General features: G+C 39.2%; 16 protein-coding genes. 2 read left to right on the plus strand and 14 right to left on the minus strand.

Going from position 1 to position 18,285, the window contains the following annotated elements:
- Positions 1-134: 134 nt before the first annotated feature.
- Both ACNKXV_RS01420 and bshC read right to left on the minus strand, forming a co-directional pair.
- On the minus strand, positions 135-1,496 hold the full coding sequence (locus ACNKXV_RS01420) for a pyridoxal phosphate-dependent decarboxylase family protein (protein ID WP_417906341.1): 1,362 nt from the start codon (positions 1,494-1,496) through the stop codon (positions 135-137).
- Between the two features lies 1 nt (position 1,497).
- Entirely contained in the window at positions 1,498-3,114 is a 1,617-nt protein-coding gene (bshC, locus tag ACNKXV_RS01425; RefSeq protein ID WP_417905913.1) for a bacillithiol biosynthesis cysteine-adding enzyme BshC, read from the minus strand.
- A gap of 242 nt (positions 3,115-3,356) precedes the next feature.
- Between bshC and ACNKXV_RS01430 the strand changes: the two genes are divergently transcribed.
- Positions 3,357-5,849: a M14 family metallopeptidase gene (locus tag ACNKXV_RS01430; RefSeq protein ID WP_417906342.1), complete on the plus strand. Its 2,493-nt coding sequence runs from the start codon at positions 3,357-3,359 to the stop codon at positions 5,847-5,849.
- Position 5,850: 1 nt separating this feature from the next.
- Positions 5,851-8,664: a M16 family metallopeptidase gene (locus ACNKXV_RS01435; RefSeq protein ID WP_417905914.1), complete on the plus strand. Its 2,814-nt coding sequence runs from the start codon at positions 5,851-5,853 to the stop codon at positions 8,662-8,664.
- A gap of 98 nt (positions 8,665-8,762) precedes the next feature.
- On the opposite strand, the gene rimO is transcribed toward ACNKXV_RS01435, so the two are convergent.
- The 12 genes from rimO to ACNKXV_RS01495 all read right to left on the minus strand — a co-directional run.
- The gene (gene rimO / locus ACNKXV_RS01440) at positions 8,763-10,115 is read right to left on the minus strand and encodes a 30S ribosomal protein S12 methylthiotransferase RimO (RefSeq protein ID WP_417905915.1); all 1,353 of its coding nucleotides are present in this window, start codon (positions 10,113-10,115) and stop codon (positions 8,763-8,765) included.
- A gap of 106 nt (positions 10,116-10,221) precedes the next feature.
- Positions 10,222-10,506 (minus strand): hypothetical protein, encoded by a 285-nt coding sequence (locus tag ACNKXV_RS01445; protein WP_417905916.1) that lies wholly within the window; start codon positions 10,504-10,506, stop codon positions 10,222-10,224.
- Complete coding sequence (locus ACNKXV_RS01450; protein WP_417905917.1) at positions 10,499-12,127, minus strand: amidase family protein; 1,629 nt, start codon at positions 12,125-12,127, stop codon at positions 10,499-10,501. The genes ACNKXV_RS01445 and ACNKXV_RS01450 overlap by 8 nt, the downstream gene beginning before the upstream one ends.
- 46 nt (positions 12,128-12,173) lie before the next feature.
- Positions 12,174-13,136 carry a signal recognition particle-docking protein FtsY gene (gene ftsY, locus ACNKXV_RS01455; RefSeq protein ID WP_417905918.1) on the minus strand — a complete coding sequence of 321 codons (963 nt, stop codon included), beginning with the start codon at positions 13,134-13,136 and terminating at the stop codon, positions 12,174-12,176.
- Between the two features lie 141 nt (positions 13,137-13,277).
- Complete coding sequence (locus ACNKXV_RS01460) at positions 13,278-13,427, minus strand: DUF4295 domain-containing protein (protein ID WP_084509775.1); 150 nt, start codon at positions 13,425-13,427, stop codon at positions 13,278-13,280.
- Between the two features lie 7 nt (positions 13,428-13,434).
- Positions 13,435-13,617 (minus strand): 50S ribosomal protein L33, encoded by a 183-nt coding sequence (gene rpmG, locus ACNKXV_RS01465; RefSeq protein ID WP_105004372.1) that lies wholly within the window; start codon positions 13,615-13,617, stop codon positions 13,435-13,437.
- 26 nt (positions 13,618-13,643) lie between these two features.
- Positions 13,644-13,883, minus strand: a complete 240-nt coding sequence (rpmB, locus tag ACNKXV_RS01470) for a 50S ribosomal protein L28 (RefSeq protein WP_417905919.1) — start codon at positions 13,881-13,883, stop codon at positions 13,644-13,646.
- 226 nt (positions 13,884-14,109) lie between these two features.
- Positions 14,110-15,369: a competence/damage-inducible protein A gene (locus ACNKXV_RS01475; RefSeq protein ID WP_417905920.1), complete on the minus strand. Its 1,260-nt coding sequence runs from the start codon at positions 15,367-15,369 to the stop codon at positions 14,110-14,112.
- Complete coding sequence (locus ACNKXV_RS01480; RefSeq protein ID WP_417905921.1) at positions 15,369-15,707, minus strand: Hpt domain-containing protein; 339 nt, start codon at positions 15,705-15,707, stop codon at positions 15,369-15,371. Before ACNKXV_RS01480 ends, ACNKXV_RS01475 begins: the two co-directional genes overlap by 1 nt.
- Positions 15,708-15,713: 6 nt before the next feature.
- Positions 15,714-16,328, minus strand: a complete 615-nt coding sequence (locus ACNKXV_RS01485) for a fumarylacetoacetate hydrolase family protein (RefSeq protein WP_417905922.1) — start codon at positions 16,326-16,328, stop codon at positions 15,714-15,716.
- Positions 16,328-17,104 carry an exonuclease domain-containing protein gene (locus ACNKXV_RS01490; protein ID WP_417905923.1) on the minus strand — a complete coding sequence of 259 codons (777 nt, stop codon included), beginning with the start codon at positions 17,102-17,104 and terminating at the stop codon, positions 16,328-16,330. The genes ACNKXV_RS01485 and ACNKXV_RS01490 overlap by 1 nt, the downstream gene beginning before the upstream one ends.
- A gap of 136 nt (positions 17,105-17,240) precedes the next feature.
- Positions 17,241-18,285 (minus strand): dihydrolipoamide acetyltransferase family protein (locus tag ACNKXV_RS01495; RefSeq protein ID WP_417905924.1); only part of this gene is annotated, 1,045 nt, incomplete at its 5' end.

Here is an 18,285-nt window from a genome sequence, read left to right on the forward strand (position 1 = left end):
CCATGAGGCTTTGATATCGGCTGGCTATTATTCAAATTTACTTATTCACAGCAGAATAATTATTGAATTCTGAAGATACAAAAAAAATCCAATTTTAAATAATAAACATTTAAAAAACAGCTGTTTACCTTTTTCTAAAGGGTTGCCAGTATCTCGTCAATATCTTTTTCGGTAGTATCTGGATTGATAAAACAGAACCTGATTACCGTCTCGCCTTTCCAGCTCGAAGGAGTGACCAGTGCAAATCCCTCATTGTGATTTTTGTAGGTCCAGTCTCTGTAATCTTCAGGTTTCCATCCTTTACGTTTAAATAGAACAACCGATAAACTTGCCGGCCTTACCAGCTCCAGTTCAGGATTATTCTTAACCTTTTCCGCAGCTATTTGTGCCAGTTCTATTCCCCTTTCAATTGCTTCCTTGTATTTATTGGTCCCATGCATGGCGAGAGAAAACCACAGAGGCATTCCTCGTAATCTTCTGGTAAGCTGGATTTGATAGTCGGATGGATTAAAACCCTGCGCCCCTTCATCTTTGAATATATCGAGGTAGGCTCCTTTTTGTGAATGTGCTTTCCTTGCTAAATCCAGATTCTTATAAATAACCGCTCCGCAATCATATGGCGAAAACAACCATTTATGGGGATCTATGGTAATACTGTCTGCTCTCTCAATTCCATTAAATAAATGCCTTACAGAGTCTGCTGCAAGAGCACCGCCGCCATAGGCACAATCCACATGAAACCAAATATTTTCTTTTTCACAAATAGCGGCTATACTATTTAAATCATCAATAATTCCGGCATTGGTGGTTCCTCCTGTAGCTACTACTGCAAAAAGCCTGCGCCGGTCTTTTTCACTTAATCCGGTTATTTCTTTCTCAAGGTCAGTTCCGGAGAGATATTCTTCTTCAGAATCTACTAGTAGAACATCTGCATCCATAACTTTCGCCATGGATTTTATGGAGCTATGAGCCCCGGTTGATGTCAGTAACAATGCTCTTTCCCGGGCCTGATCGGGTTGTTGCTCGCGCCACTCCTCTCTTGCAGTAACCAAAGCCGAAAGGTTGGCCGCTGTTCCTCCGCTGGTAAATACTCCAAAGGCACCTTCAGGTAACTGAGTAAGCGAAACCAGCCATTTCATCGCCTGATTTTCACAAAATATCCCGCCTGCTCCTTCCATCCAGTAGGCACCATGAATACTGGAAGCAGAAGTTACCAGGTCAAACATAATTGCCGCTCTTGTGGGAGCAGCAGGCACAAAAGCAAGGTGTCTTGGATGGTCGATTGGCACGGTTGCTTTAACCAGTACATCGCGAAACAGACTGAATGCGGTTTCTCCACCAATCCCTTCCGGGGTGATGGTTTCTCCTACCATTTTGTACAGTTCCTCCTCCTTTTTAGGAGAACCTAATTCCGGAGTAATATTTGAGATACGGTCGATGGTATATTTCATGACATCAAGAGTCATTTCCACCAGATCCATATCTATGGTATGCATTCTATTCTTTTCCAAAAGTGATGATTTTAAAGTTGGCGTCTAACGGATTCAGCTCTTCGAGCAGTGTATCTATCAATTCCTGCCCATACTCTGCGTAATATTCTGAAAAGTTGGTTTGCCTTTCCTGAAGACCTCTGTTCGGAAACAGCTCATTTTGCAAACTGGCAATACGTTCCACCTCATCTTTAAGTTTTCGCTTTTGAGCTCTAAGCAATCTTTTTTCAAGATTATCAAGACCTTTCAACTGCTTTACTTCCTGAGCTTTCACTGCTCCAAGAAAAGAAGGGTCAGTTTTTTCGGCCAGGTCGTACATATTCTTAAACTGTTCCTTCAGATGTTCCTTTTGTCCTGATAAATCAATATTGATATTCGAGATTTGCCTTACCTTCCTGTTGATAAGCTCATGTTGCTTCAGAAATAATTCAGATAAAGAAATGTTCAGTTTTCGTCGTTTTTCGTCCTGTTTCACTGATTGTAACAGTGCAGAATTACGAAGCAGCAACATAGGAAAAGTAATTTTCTGACTTTTAAAATATTCTTTCAACTCCAGCCAGTAGGCAAGTTCTCCTCCTCCTCCAATGTAACATAGATTAGGTAATATCACTTCCTGATACAGAGGACGCATCATTACATTTGGACTAAAGCGTTCCGGATGTTTATCTACTTCCCCAAATAGTTCCTGCCTGGTACAGGAAATTTCAGTTCCATGAACATAAAAATTATCATCCTGCTTTATGATTCTTTCCCTGAATTCATCCGTGAGGTAAAATAAATTGATTTCCCTTGGATTTACCTGTACATTATACCCCAACTCTTCAAACTCTCCGGCCGTAGAGCTGGAGTATTTATGAGAACTCTGTTCCGCAAATTCGTTCTTGATATAATCACGAAAATGTTTCTTTAAGTCCGGCGTTCCAGCAGCTAAGATCACCAGACCCTGTTCCCCAAATAGTTCATTTGCGATATACCGGGTAGCATCAGTTAAATTGGTATGTTTTAAATATGCATGTTCAAATAATTCTTTGAGATAATCAGCATTGGCACCACCACCAATTTCTGCGGCAAACAGTTTAAAAACATCTTCAAGTCCACTGGTGGACAAACTTCCTACCGCTGCATTCCCGGCCCGAACATCGGCATTATTCCATTTGAATTTTTTCCCGTTCAGGTTAAAAAAATTGATCTCTTCAAAATCGTGATCTTCGGTAGCCATCCAGTAAACAGGGACAAAATCATATTCGGAATACTCTTTTTTTAAGCGTACCGTTAGATTTATGGTTGAAACGATCTTGTAAAGGAAATATAATGGCCCTGTAAATAAATTTAGCTGATGCCCTGTAACTACCGTAAAAGTTTTATCTGATTGTAGCAAGTCCAGATTATCACTAACCGCTGATGTTACCTTAAGATCTGAATATTGTTTCCTTAGAACTTCAACCAGATCCTTACGAATTCCATGATCGTAATTCTGGCGTTTTTCTTCTATCTGAGCCTTAAAATTCTCAGGCTTTGGAAAGCGATTATAGAATTTCTGTAAATCTTTTTTCTCTTCAAGATAATCCAGAATCAGTTTAGTGTAGTAGTTAGTTTCGGAATAAGGAATTTGATCTGTAGCCATCCATCAATTTAAAAATTAGCGTAAAGATAAAACCTTTTGAAGAGGAAACTAAATTATGGCCTTTGCCATCCCCATCCTTTACTATAATATTAACATTCTAACCGGCGTAGGTCCTCAAAAAAATATATATACAGAATTGAAGTAGTAATCAACTTAACATCAAATTTCAACCCGATTACCATCGATCTAAAGACTGAAGGTATTTTTACTTAATTTTGGATTTCATCAATTGAAAACCGAATATTTTGAAGATCAAACCTGCATTCCTGTTCCTTTTTTTAATTTCCGTTTCCCTTAATGCGCAAAATCTTAAAAGTCCGTCAGACTTTTTAGGATATGATCTGGGCAGCCAGTTTACCAGACACGCCCGGGTGGTGGAGTATTTTAATTACATAGCCAGTAATTCTCCTTTGGTACAATATCAGGAATATGGGCAGACCAATGAGAGGCGACCTCTTACTTATGCCGTGATCTCTTCAGCTGAAAATCTCGGTAACATTGAAAAGATTAGATCCAAGCATTTAAAAAACACTCTGAATACAGGAAAAAACGAAAGCGACATTGCCATTGTATGGCTTAGTTACAATGTTCATGGAAACGAAGCTTCCAGTACCGAGGCTGCCATGAAAACCCTTTATACACTCGTAACCGAAAAGCAGGAATATCTGAAGAATTCGGTAGTTATTATCGATCCGTGTATCAATCCTGACGGTAGAGACAGGTATGTGAACTGGTACAATCAGGTCAAGACTGAACCATTCAACACCTCCCAGGATGCAATAGAGCATCATGAACCATGGCCGGGAGGAAGGCCAAACCACTATTTGTTTGACCTTAACCGTGACTGGGCCTGGGCCACACAAATCGAAACCAAAGAGAGATTAAAGATTTATAATAAATGGCTTCCCCATATCCACGCCGATTTCCACGAACAGGGGATCGACGATCCATATTATTTTGCACCAGCAGCAGAACCTTTTCATGAGATCATCACACCTTTTCAAAGAGACTTCCAAACCAGGATAGGAGAAAATCATGCCGGTTATTTTGATGACAGGGGCTGGTTATTTTTTACCGGAGAAAGATTTGATCTGCTTTACCCAAGCTATGGCGACACCTATCCTACTTATATGGGAGCTATAGGAATGACCTACGAACAGGCAGGCCACGGTCGTGCCGGATTGGGAATTCAAACCAACGAGGGGAATGTGCTAACTTTAGAAGACAGAATCGAACATCATTTTACCACCGGAATCTCCACAGTGGAAATAGCATCCCAAAATGCAACTGAACTGAATAATGAATTTCAAAACTATTTTAAACCGGGAGATTATACTTACAAGAGCTATGTTCTTAATGGAAACCCTGATAAAATAAACTCTTTAACTTCTTTGCTTAATAAGCATGAGATAGAATATTCCTTTGGATCCAGTGGAAGCGTTAATGGATACAACTTCAATACTGGAAAGAAAGGAGATCTTAGAACCAGTGATAATTCACTGATCGTTTCTACAGCTCAACCTAAAGGCAAAATGGTCAAGGTGTTATTTGAGCCAAAAACCAACCTGGTTGATTCTTTAACTTATGATATTACCGCATGGAGTTTACCCTATGCTTATGGTCTGGATGCAGTTGCCAGCTCGAAGATTCTGTCCGGAAAATCGGCGACTCCAACTAAAGAAGTACGCAATGGAATATCCTCAACTGCAACCGGTTATATTGGTAAGTGGAACAGTATACAAGATGCTGAATTTCTTGCCGAGCTTTTAAAACAGAGAATTAAAGTAAGGTTCACAGAAGTACCTTTTCAAAATAAAGGTGAAAAATTTGACAGAGGAAGCCTTATCATCTCTAAAAGTGACAACGCAAGGAACCAAGATTTCAATAAGAAAGTTGCGGAAATTGCGAATAAATACGAAAGGAAACTTTTTGCTACTGAAACCAGCTTTGCCGGGAATGGACCTGATTTTGGTTCACCGGATGTAAAAATTACAAATCCGCAGAAAATAGCTGTTTTAAAAGGAGATGAAGTTTCCTCCCTGAATTTTGGGGAGATATGGTATTTCTTTGAACAGGAACTCAATTACCCTATCACTCCAATTGGAATAGGTTATTTTAACCGGATTGCCCTAGAAGATTATAATGTTCTTATAATTCCAGCCGGAAATTACGGAGGATTTTTAACCGAAGAAAATATTGAAAAAATAAAAGGCTGGATAAATAAAGGAGGTAAACTCATTGCAATTGGCAATGCGGTTTCTTCATTTTCCGGGCAGAAAGGCTTTGGAATTACCGAAAATAAACCTGTAAAAGACTCCCTTTCCATTGAACCTAAATTAATCCCTTATGCTAACAGGGAAAGAGAAAGTATAAAGAACCTCATCACCGGGAGCATCATTAAAACCCAGGTGGACAATACTCATCCGCTTGCATACGGTTATACTAATGAATATTTCACCTTAAAGTTAAGCAGTGATAGTTTCTCCCTACTCGATTCCGGATACAACGTCGCCTATATCCGTCAACCTGAGGTAATGTCTGGTTTTACAGGTAGTGAAGCTTTAAACAACCTTGAAAATTCACTTGTTTTTGGCGAGCAACCCATGGGCGCAGGAAGTGTCATCTATATGGTAGATAATCCTTTATTCAGAGCTTTCTGGGAAAACGGAAAATTGTTCTTTGTCAATGCAGTTTTCTTTTCAAATAATACCGGCTACGATTACAAAAAAAATTAGAATGAAAAATTTTTACCTCTTAATAACTATTTGCCTTGGACTTACTTTCAATCTCCAGGCCCAGACCAACTCATCCAAATTTACCGTTGACTTTGAAACTTTCAGCCTGGAAAACGGATTAAAAGTAATCCTGCATCAGGACACATCAGACCCGGTGGTAGCTGTTGCCCTCACCGCTCATGTTGGCTCGGCCAGAGAAAAGGAAGGAAGAACAGGTTTTGCCCATCTTTTTGAGCATTTGTTATTTCTTGAATCTGAAAATTTAGGCAAAGGCGGACTTGATAAACTTTCAGCCAGAATTGGAGGCTCCGGAGCAAATGGTTCGACCAGCAGGGATCGTACAAATTATTTCCAGACCGTTCCAAAAGACGCGCTTGAGAAAATGATCTGGGCAGAAGCTGATAAACTTGGCTTCTTTATAAATACCGTAACAGAACCGGTACTGGCAAAAGAAAAACAGGTTGTTAAGAATGAAAAAAGACAGAGCGTGGACAACCGCCCTTATGGCCATACTTTTTACGTAGTTGACAAAAACCTCTATCCCAAAGGCCATCCTTATAACTGGCAGGTAATTGGGAGTCTGGAAGATCTTCAAAATGCCACTCTGCAGGACGTAAAAGACTTTTACAATCAATGGTATGTTCCAAATAATGTCATCCTTACCATTTCAGGAGATTTTGACAAAGCACAGGCCAGGGAATGGGTTCATAAATACTTTGATGAAATTAAAAGAGGCCCGGATATTCTAAAACTTGAAAAGCAACCCGTAAACCTTGAAAAGACCAAACGCCTATATCACGAAGATAATTTCGCTAAACTTCCCGAGCTAACCCTCACCTGGCCTACAGTCTATTCCTATCATAAAGACAGCTTTGCCTTAGAAATACTGGCCACTTACCTGGCAAAAGGTAAAAATGCGCCACTCTATAAAAAGATAGTTGAAGAGGAAAAACTTTCCGGCAGTGTAAGCATGTTCAATTATACTTCTGAACTTGCCGGACAGCTAATGCTTCAGGTAAGAGCATATGAAGGCAAAGATCTGGATTCGGTGAAAACTGCCATAGATCAGGCATTTAAAGAATTCGAAAAAACCGGAATTCCGCCGAAGGACCTTACCCGTATAAAAGCCGGTCTTGAAACAGATTTTTACAATTCGATTTCCAGTGTTCTGGGAAAAGGATTTCAATTGGCTCAATATGAAATATTTGCCAATGATCCCAATTTCATAAATAAGGAGATCACAAAACTACTGGCAGTGACTCCTGAAGATGTAAAAAGGGTTTACAACACTTATATCAAGGATAAAAACCTTGTTGCCACCAGTTTTGTCCCGAAAGGACAACCGGAGCTAGCCTTAAAAAATTCCACAAAGGCTGAAGTGGTAGAAGAGGTTATTAAAGAGAATACTGAAGATAATTTCGACGCGAGCAAAACTGCAACTTACAAAAAAACCAGATCTTCATTTGACCGAAGCAAAGAACCAGCTTATCATGGAAAGCCGGAACTGGAGTCCCCCGATATCTGGACCGCAAATATGCCAAGTGGAATGAAAGTTATGGGAATTACCAATAATGAAGTTCCCCTTATTAGGTTTAGTCTTGAGATCAAAGGAGGTCAAATGCTGGAACAGGTTAACAAAGCCGGAGTATCCAATTTACTGGCCGGGCTTATGACGAAAGGAACTGCCAGCAAAACTCCCGCTGAACTGGAAGAAGCTATAGAGATGCTTGGTGCTTCGATTAGAGTAAATGCTTCCGAAGAAAAAATTAGCATTTCGGGGAATACACTTGCCCGCAATTATTCCGAAACCATGGAGCTGGTAAAAGAGATTTTGCTTGAACCAAGATGGGATGAAAATGAATTTTCCCTGTTAAAGCAACAAACTTTAAGTGATCTTCAGGAACAAGAGGGTGAACCGCGAAGTATTGCCAGAAATCAATTTAAAAAACTGGTATTCGGCAGTAATATTTTATCCTTTAACCAAAAAGGAACTCAGGCTACAGTGGAACAACTTACGCTGGAAGATCTCAAGAAATATTACCATGAAAATCTTTCTCCAATGATGGCTACTTTTTTAAGCGTTGGAGCTGTAACCAAAAAAGAGGCTATTCAATCCCTTAAATCCATTTCAGCAAATTGGGCTCCCAAACCTGTAAGTTTCCCGGATGTCCCTGAATTCAAAGCTCCGGCTAAATCCAAAATCTATTTTTATAATGTTCCCGGCGCCAAACAATCTGAGTTATTTTTTGGGGCTCCGGCCCTCCCGGCTACCAATGAGGATTTTTATCCTGTTGAAGTAATGAATTACCGGCTTGGTGGCGGAGGATTTGCTTCAAGACTTACGCAGGAATTACGTGAAGGCAAGGGTTACACTTATGGAATAAGATCTGGCTTTAGTGAAGGGACTTATAAAGCTCCCTTTTTCATTACCAGCGGGGTTCGAACCAATATCACTTTTGAAGCAACAAAACTAATTCAGGATATCTTAAAAGAGTATTCCAAAAGTTTTAGCGCTGAAGATCTTGAAGTGACCAAAAGCTTTATGATAAAAAGTAACGCCCGCAAATTTGAAACCCTGACATCTAAACTTAGAATGCTTCAGGATATTAGCGCTTATGGTTATTCTCAAGACTATATTAAGGAAAGAGAAAAATTAGTAGAAGAACTAAGTGTCCTTGAAATCCAGGATCTGGCAAAGAAATATATCAACCCTGATAAAATGTACTTTTTAATAGTTGGAGATGCTGAATCCCAATTGAAAAAATTGGAAGAGCTTGGTTATGGAAAACCAGTCCTCTTAAATCCTGAAGATTAAAACAGAAAAAAGTCGGACAATCTACTGTCCGACTTTTTTTATTCTAATTCCTGAATGCACCATCAAATAATTGAATAATTGACTTTGCAGCTGGAATATTAAATTGTTTTGATCTTCAATTCTTTTCTCGAAGGTTTTTCTGTAGTAACATTTAAAGGCTCCCCGTAAAGGTCAAAATCTGCCGCCTCGGTGATCTTCACCTCATAGTAATCCCCGGTTTTTAAATAAACCTTGCTAGCGTCAATCAATACTTCATTATCCACATCTGGCGAATCAAACTCGGTACGACCAACAAAGTAATTACCTTCTTTTCTATCTATGATCACCTTGAACACTTCTCCTATCTTCTGTTGATTCAATTCCCAGGAGATCTGAGACTGAATTTCCATGATCTCATTTGCTCGCTCCTGCTTCACTTCTTGAGGCACATTATCCTCCAGATTATAAGCATGCGTATTTTCTTCATGAGAATAGGTAAAACAACCCAAACGCTCAAAACGCATCTCCTGAACCCATTCTTTCAATTCCTGAAAATGTTCTTCAGTCTCTCCGGGATAACCTACAATAAGTGTGGTTCTAATAGCCATTTCCGGAACTCTTTTTCTGAATTCCTTTAATAGTTTAGTAGTCTTCTCATGCGTGGTTCCACGTCTCATGGATTTTAAAAGCTCATCAGAAATATGCTGAAGCGGAATATCCAGATAATTACAAATCTTAGGTTCGCGTTTCATTATTTCCAGCACATCCATAGGGAAACCGGTTGGAAAAGCATAATGCAACCTGATCCACTCAATACCTTCAACCTTTACAAGGTTTTCAAGTAATTCGGCCAGGTTTCGCTTTTTATAAAGATCAAGCCCATAATAAGTAAGATCCTGAGCTATAAGAATAAGTTCTTTAACACCGTTAGCCGCAAGCTTTTCAGCTTCGGTAACCAAATGTTCTATAGGAGTGGATTTGTGCCCTCCACGCATTAACGGGATCGCACAGAATGAACATGGACGATCACAACCTTCAGCAATTTTTAAATAAGCGTAGTTCTTTGGAGTTGTAGTAAGACGTTCCCCAATAAGTTCATGTTTATAATCGGCTTCCAGAGCGCTTAATAAACCCGGTAATTCGGTAGTTCCAAAATACTGATCTACATCTGGTATTTCCTTTTGTAAATCCGGCTTGTAACGTTCACTTAGACATCCCGTCACAAAAACCTTATCCACATCTCCCTGTTGTTTCTTTTCAACAAATTCAAGAATGGTATTTACTGACTGTTCTTTGGCATTATCAATAAAACCACAAGTGTTTATCACAACAATGTTTCCTTCTTCTTCATGGACAACATCCTTATCGTTGGCCTTAAGCTGGCCCATCAATACCTCACTGTCATATACATTTTTACTGCAGCCAAGGGTGACTACATTAATCCTGTTCTTCTTGCTTGATTTTGTTCTCATATAATTGTCCTCTTTATTGCTGAAAATACTCCGGAAGAATATTTAAAGCGGGTGCAAAGATACAATCTATAATTAGATATACCTGAAGGTCTTTAGTCTGAAGATTTTAAGCGAATTTTTCCTGAAGCTGAAGCATCCAGTCCAGCTCATAGTACCTTACCACACTAATAAGGATCACACCTGCAATTACATAGGCCCAGTGATACCTGCTATTTTTAACTATAAGTCCACCAATCACCGCGAAAATTAAATATGGCAGGGAAAGAATTAAGTGAGGAACTACCCAGGGTCCCTGGACCATGGCAATGGCTTTCATGATCACATAAAACACGCTGTAAAAAAATATAATTTTGGTAATTAGTACCAGATATCTGTCTGAAGCTTTACTCATTATAATTCACAGGGGTTTTTCGGCGTTTGCTATTCTTTTCAAAAACGTAAGCGAAACTTAGAAGTTCTTTTTCTGATAATGGTTTACCAATAAAGGTAAGTCCCATGGGTTGATTATCTGATTTATATCCCATAGGAACAGTGATCGCAGGATAATGTGCCACAGCAGCAAATCCCGCATGAGAATTATTTATAGAAATTATGGCGTCCAGATTATGGTGCTGCATGGGCTCACTTAAAAATTTGGTACCGCTTAATCTAAGACTGTCTTTAATGGCTCTGAATTCTTCAGAAGAAGCGGAATCTTTTAGGATCCCCAGAAATGAAGCCTGTCCATAAGGAGCACGTTTTAGCGAATCAAGATTATTATAATCCACTATTTCCTGAACATTCTTCACTTTTGAAGTTCCCCCATAATTTTTGAAATAATCCGGCAGGTCTTTTTTCATGTCATGATTAAGCAATCTTACAAAATTTGTTAGCTTAATATCTTCAGCTTCAAATTCAACGATCTCCGCTCCGGCCTTTTCCAGATCGGCAATTGCTCTTACATACAGGCTATCCTTTAGCAGGGATTTAAAAACTCCAAACCTCTTGCCTTTTATATCAGAATTCTGGATTCCGCTTAAATATGAATTGTTATTTTTTTTGGCAATGCCAGATGCAGGGTCAGAATTATCAACTCCGGTCATGGCCGATAAAAGGATAGCATTATCTATCACATTTCTGGTCATGGGTCCCGGTGTATCTAAAGTACCTGAAATAGGCACTATTCCTCCTCTGCTCAATAAACCTATGGTTGGTTTTAAGCCTACGATGGAATTAGAACTGGATGGAGAAAGGATAGATCCTGCAGTTTCAGATCCTACTGCAACCGGCGCCAGATTAGCTGCAACCGCAACGCCGCTTCCTGAACTTGAACCTCCGGTATCATGGATCTTTCTTCCATAAGGATTAAGAGTTTGTCCCCCTATGGCAGAATAACCGCTTGGACAATCTCCACAAAAGAAATAAGCCCATTCACTAAGATTCGCTTTCCCGAGGATCAAAGCTCCATTAGCCTTTAACTGCTTAACAATAAAAGCATCTTTGGTCTTGTTGTTTTTAAGCACCTCGGCTCCCGCAGTTGTGGGCATTCCTGCCGTATTGATATTATCTTTTAATAATACCGGAATACCATAAATTGGGTGTGAATTTTTTGAAGATTTGCGTTGAAGATCTTTTTCCCGGGCCTGCTTTACCAGATCGGGATTTAGAGAAATGACTGAATTCAGTGAAAGTTCATTTTCCCGGTCATATTCCATGATACGGGTAAGATAGAATAACGCAAGTTCTTCATAGGTAAGTTTTCCCGAGTTAACCGCTTCCTGAATCTCCGGAATTGATTTTTCAAAAACAAGAGCTTTCACTTCTTCATAAACTTCAGCTGAAAATCCCGCTAAATCCTCTTCAAAAGGTTTCCATAAACTGTCGTTAACAATAAACTTCGAGTCTAAAACCTTATACTCCCTTTTTTCAAGAGTATCGATCTCTTTTTCAGGAACCATTTCAGGTTCTGTTTCAGGAGTATCTTTACAACCGGTCAAAAAGATAAGACCTAAAAGGAAGAATAGTTTTTTCATGCTTTGGGATATTGGAGGAAATCTATGGAAGTAAAGAATTTAAGAATTAAGACTGCTTCTTAAAAAAGGAATCTACGAATTCATATTTATTAAAGACCTGTAGATCTTCAATCCCTTCACCTACTCCAATATATTTAACCGGGATCTGGAATTGATCGCTAATTCCAATTACCACTCCACCTTTGGCAGTACCATCAAGTTTAGTCACAGCCAGAGAGGTAACCTCTGTAGCAGCTGTAAACTGTTTAGCCTGTTCAAATGCATTCTGGCCGGTAGAACCATCCAAAACCAGCATAACCTCATGAGGCGCCTCAGGAATGGTTTTTTGCATCACTCTTTTTACCTTGGTAAGCTCCTTCATAAGATTCACTTTATTATGAAGTCTTCCGGCAGTATCTATAAGTACGATATCTGCCCCCATTTTTACCGCACTTTGCACAGTATCAAACGCAACTGAAGCCGGGTCACTTCCCATTTTTTGTTTTATAATTGGAACATCTGTCCTGTCTGCCCAAATTTGAAGCTGATCAATAGCTGCCGCTCTAAATGTATCTGCTGCTCCTAAAACAACTTTCTTACCTGCACTTTTAAATTGATGAGCAAGTTTCCCGATAGTAGTGGTTTTTCCTACTCCGTTCACTCCTACAACCATGATCACGTAAGGAGTTTTATTTTTAGGAATAGATATTTCTGAAGCTTCTCCTGTGTTGGTTTCAGATAATAATGCTGCAATCTCTTCGCGAAGAATTTTATTCAGTTCGTCTGTCCCAAGATATTTATCTCTGGCCACACGTTCCTCAATACGGTTTATGATCTTTATGGTAGTAGCAACACCTACATCACTGCTTACCAGTACATCTTCAAGATCATCCAGAACTTCATCATCTACGGTAGATTTTCCGGCTACCGCCTTACTCATTTTATCAAAGAAACTATTCTTGGTTTTCTCCAGACCTTTATCCAGATTCTCCTTTTTTTCTTTCGAAAATATCTTTTTAAATAAACTCATTTTAAATGGAAGGTTTAAATCACAAAAGAAGGTTACAACCCTCTCTGAACGCGGCAATAAATATACACAAAAAGAAAAAGCCGCCCAGATTAAATCCAGGACGGCTTTTTAAGATTATTTAAAATCGTTTGTGAACGATTCTTACTTCTTCAAGAAGTCGTTTACGTCTTCCGGAGCCATGATTTGTTCTACAAAAGTGTAGGCACCGGTTTTCTCAGATTTAACCATTTTGATTGCTTTGGTTAATCTTTTAGATCCTGTTTGAATAGATGCTACTGATTTCTTTGCCATGACTCAATTATTTTATTTCTTTATGAACCGTCATTTTCTTAAGAATAGGGTTGAATTTTTTCAACTCCATTCTATCCGGTGTATTCTTCTTATTTTTTGTAGTAATATATCTTGAAGTACCTGGTTGTCCAGAAGATTTATGCTCTGTACATTCTAGAATTACCTGAACTCTGTTACCTTTCTTTGCCATTGTGAAATATTTTTAGGTGCTATGGATTACTTCTGAAGAAATCCTTTTGCTTTAGCTTCCTTAATTACGGCAGAAATGCCTTTTTTATTGATATCTTTTAATGCAGACGTACACACTTTAAGTGTTACCCATCTATCTTCTTCAGGAAGAAAGAAACGTTTTTTAACTAAGTTGGCGTTAAATTTACGTTTAGTTTTATTCATGGCGTGAGAAACATTATTCCCAACCATTGCTTTTTTCCCGGTAAGTTCACAAACTCTTGACATTGCTCTATACTTTTCTCGTTATTTCAAAACAGGCTGCAAATTAACGATTTTTTTACCTAACCGGCAACAAAATCAAAAAAAATATTTACAACTTGGGTAAATTAAAATTTATGCGACGCAGGACGCCATTTTTCTGCTAATTCTCCTGCAAAAATATATAATTAAAGCAAAGAGAACAAGAAGTTTTTACTACTAAAAACCAGATATTTAAATTTTAAAGGAAAATTTACAAACCTCTTTTATAATCATTCAATGCCCGTTGAAGCAGTTCCAGGCTTTTATTTACAGATTTTCCTATCACTTTTTCCCGATGGTTACCAAACATAAATTCATGAGCCTCCACTCCTTGTGGAGTCGCAATCCCAATAAAAACAGTACCAATATCGGCTTCACTGTCTCCTTTGGTTGGCCCGGCATTTCCGGTTGTTGATATTGCAAAATCTGTATTAAATCTTTCTCTGGCTTTCTCGGCCATAGCCTTAGCAACTTCGGCACTTACTACGGACTTTTCTTCGATCAAATTTTCAGGCACACCCAGAATATCGATCTTAGATTCAGTCGCATAGCTAACAATACTTCCCTTAAAAGAAGCAGAAGAACCCGGCGCATAGGTAAATTTAAAAGCCAGTCTTCCACCGGTACAACTTTCAGCAGTTGAGAGTGTCCATTGATTTTCTGCCAGCATGCGGCCTATTACAACTTCTGTGGGATCCACATCTTCAAAACCGGCAATGATATCACCAATGAATTCATGAAGAGCGGTCACCTGGTTATCGATAAGGTTTTCTAAATATTCCTTATCCTCACCATGCGCTGTAAGTCTTAACCTTACCCTACCCGGACTTGGCAGATAGGCTAGTTTGACCACTGCCGGTAAATTATTTTCCCAGGTTTCAATTTTTTCAGCCAGGGCACTTTCCCCTAAACCATAAGTAATTACTGTTTTATGTACAATGACAGGTCGGGAAAATTCCCGCATTAGTTTAGGAATAACCTCCCGTTCCATAAGGCCCTTCATTTCGTAAGGCACACCGGGCAGAGAAATTACCACTTTTCCATTTTCCTCAAACCACATTCCCGCTGCCGTTCCATACTCATTATGCAAAGCAGTGGCTTTAGAAGGCAACAAGGCCTGATCACGGTTTAGCTGAGAAATAGGAGTATCAATATATTTTTCGAAAAGCTTTTCTATATGAGCCAGCACTTCATTATTCAGCACCAATTCATCCTCGAAGAATTCACACAGGCATTTTTTAGTAATATCGTCTTTGGTGGGCCCCAGCCCGCCGGTAAATATTACCACATCAACCCGTTCTCTGGCTTCTTTTAAAGTTTGAAGAATATGGGCCGCATCATCCTGAATGGTTGTAATTTGATGCACATTTATCCCGATCTTGATTAGTTCTTTGGCAATAAATACCGAATTGGTATCCATGATTTGCCCAATTAAGATCTCATCTCCAATAACAACAATCTCGGCTTTCATTACAAATTGAAATCTCTCTTTAACGCCGCTACGGCCACGTTTACTTTCTGGGATATCTTATCGGCTGCTTCCGGCACATCGTCTTTTTGACGTCCATGTTTGGACCAGGCTTCGATAATTTTTATTTGTTCCATCAATTCCAAACCGAACAACTGTAGGTTGGGTTTCATTTTATGAGCAAATTGATAGGCCAGTGATGGGTTGTTATTATTGATAGCTTCGTTCATGGCTGCAACATCTGGCGGAATTTCTTCCAGAAATGTTTGTACTACGACTTGCATAAAGTCCTCATCACCCCCAGCCATTTCCCTTACATCGTTAAGATTGTAATTGCTCATTAAAATTTATTTTACTTTAATTGAAAACATCTTTTTGTCTTCCAGGTAACCGGTTAGCCTTTCGTCTGGAGATACTTTTCCAACTCCTGCCGGGGTACCGGTAAAAATAATATCACCAATTTTCAAGGTGAAATACGTCGAAATATAAGCAATTAATTCGTCAATTTTCCAAAGCATATGCGCAGTTGTGGAGTTTTGAACGATTTCATCATTTTTCTCCAAACGGAATTTCAGATCATTTAAATCACCTAAATCTTTCTTATCCAACCATTTTGGAGAAACTACAGCCGCTCCGTCGAAAGCCTTGGCTTTTTCCCAGGGCAAGCCTTTTTCCTTCAATTTTTGCTGAAGATCACGTGCGGTAAAATCTATTCCCAGACCAATTTCATCATAATATTTATGAGCAAATTTTTCCTGAATATGCTTTCCTATCTTCTTGATTTTCACCAAAACTTCAACTTCATAATGCACATCATTAGAAAAATCCGGTATAAAGAAAGGCTGCTTCTTTAAAAGAATAGAAGTATCCGGTTTTTGGAAAAGCACCGGTTCTTCCGGCTTTTCATTTTCTAATTCGGCAATATGATCTGTATAATTTCTTCCTACGCAAATGATTTTCATCAGGACAATTTATTGTTCAGTTTACGTAATTTAATTGCGGTTAACACCTTTTTGGTATAAAGTGGAAAATCTGCGTTCTGGATCCAGCCAAAATATCCCGGTTCTTCTTCCAGGACCTGTTCTACTAATTTCCCTTTATATTTTCCGAAGGCAAAAACTTCTCTTCCCTTTTTATCATAGCTTATAAAGCCTGCAAAATCTGCGAATTTCTTTCTTGCACTAAAATCAGCAAGCCATTTCATATCGTTTTCCAGATCGTCGTATTTATCCAGCTGGGATTTAAGGACTTCATAGGTAGCTTCGGTATCTGCCTCAGCACCGTGAGCACCTTCAAGTTCTTTCCCACAATAGAATTGATAAGCCGCAGAAAGGGTTCGCTGTTCTTTTTTATGAAAGATCGTCTGCACATCCACAGCAACCACATTTTTCATTTCAAAATCTATACCTGCTCTCAACAATTCCTCCACCAGCAAAGGGATGTCAAATCTATTGGAATTATATCCTCCAAGATCGCAACCTTTTATAAGGTCGTGGATCTTCCCGGCCAATTGTTTAAAAGTTGGCTCGTTAGCAACTTTTTCATTGGTAATACCGTGAATAGCGATGACCTCTGCAGGAATTTCCCGTTCCGGATTTACCAGCCAGGTATGACTTTCCTTATTTCCATTTGGAAAAACTTTTAAAATAGCGATCTCTACGATCCTGTCTTTTGAAATATTTGTCCCGGTAGTTTCCAGGTCGAAAAAGCAAATTGGCTTGGTAAGCTTAAGCTCCATAGATAAAAATTTCAGTAAAGTTAATATAATTTGAGCCCGTGGATAAACTTCAATTAATTTATAAACAAACTTGTATTCAAACTTAAAATAAAGGAGCCGGAATAAATCCGGCTCCATCATATTTTTTTATTGAATTTTAGATCTCTCTTTCTTTATCAAAGCTTTCCAGATATTGCGCAACACGTTGCACAAATTGTCCTCCAAGAGCTCCGTTCACTACTCTATGGTCGTAACTATGAGACAGGAACATTTTGTATCTAATTCCAATGAAGTCTCCATCCGGAGTTTCGATAACCGCAGGAACCTTTCGTATAGCTCCAAGGGCAAGAATACCCACTTGTGGCTGATTGATAATTGGAGTACCCATGATGCTTCCAAATGTCCCCACATTGGTCACGGTATAAGTTCCACCCTGGATATCATCCGGTTTAAGTTTATTATTTCTTGCGCGATCTGCCAGATCATTTACGGCCTTGGCCATTCCTACCAGATTCAATCTATCTGCGTTCTTAATCACAGGAACTATCAGGTTCCCGTCTGGCAATGCAGCCGCCATTCCCAGGTTGATGTTCTTTTTCTTGATCACCTTGGTCGCATCTTCGCTAACCGAGATGTTTATCATCGGGAAGTCACGGATGGCCTTCGCTACTGCTTCCATAAAAATTGGAGTGAAGGTAAGTTTCTCTCCTTCTTTCTTTTGGAATTCGTTCTTATTCTTATTTCTCCAGTTCCAGATATTGGTAACATCTACTTCTATAAAAGACTGAACATGAGCAGATTTTTGAACACTTTCCACCATATGATGTGCGATCATTTTACCCATACGGCTCATCTCAATGATCTCATCTTCACCGCTAACAACCGGTTCCGGTTTACTGGAAACAGTTTTTTCCATTGCTTTATCCGGCCTTGACTGAGATTTTGCCGGAGCAGCCTGCTGTGAAGCACTTCCTCTGTTCTCTACATATTTAAGGATATCGTTTTTCGTAACCCTTCCATCTTTCCCTGTACCTTCAAGCCTATCAAGCTCTTCAAGAGAAATACCTTCTTCCTTGGCAATATTTTTTACCAGAGGAGAATAAAACTTATCAGAGTCAGAATAATTAACTTCTTCCCCGGCTGAAGCTGTTTGCTTCGCTGTTTCTACTGTTTCTTCAATTTCTTTTGCTGTTTCAGGCTGT

This window comes from Christiangramia aquimixticola (genome assembly GCF_048285835.1).
Lineage (GTDB): Bacteria > Bacteroidota > Bacteroidia > Flavobacteriales > Flavobacteriaceae > Christiangramia > Christiangramia aquimixticola.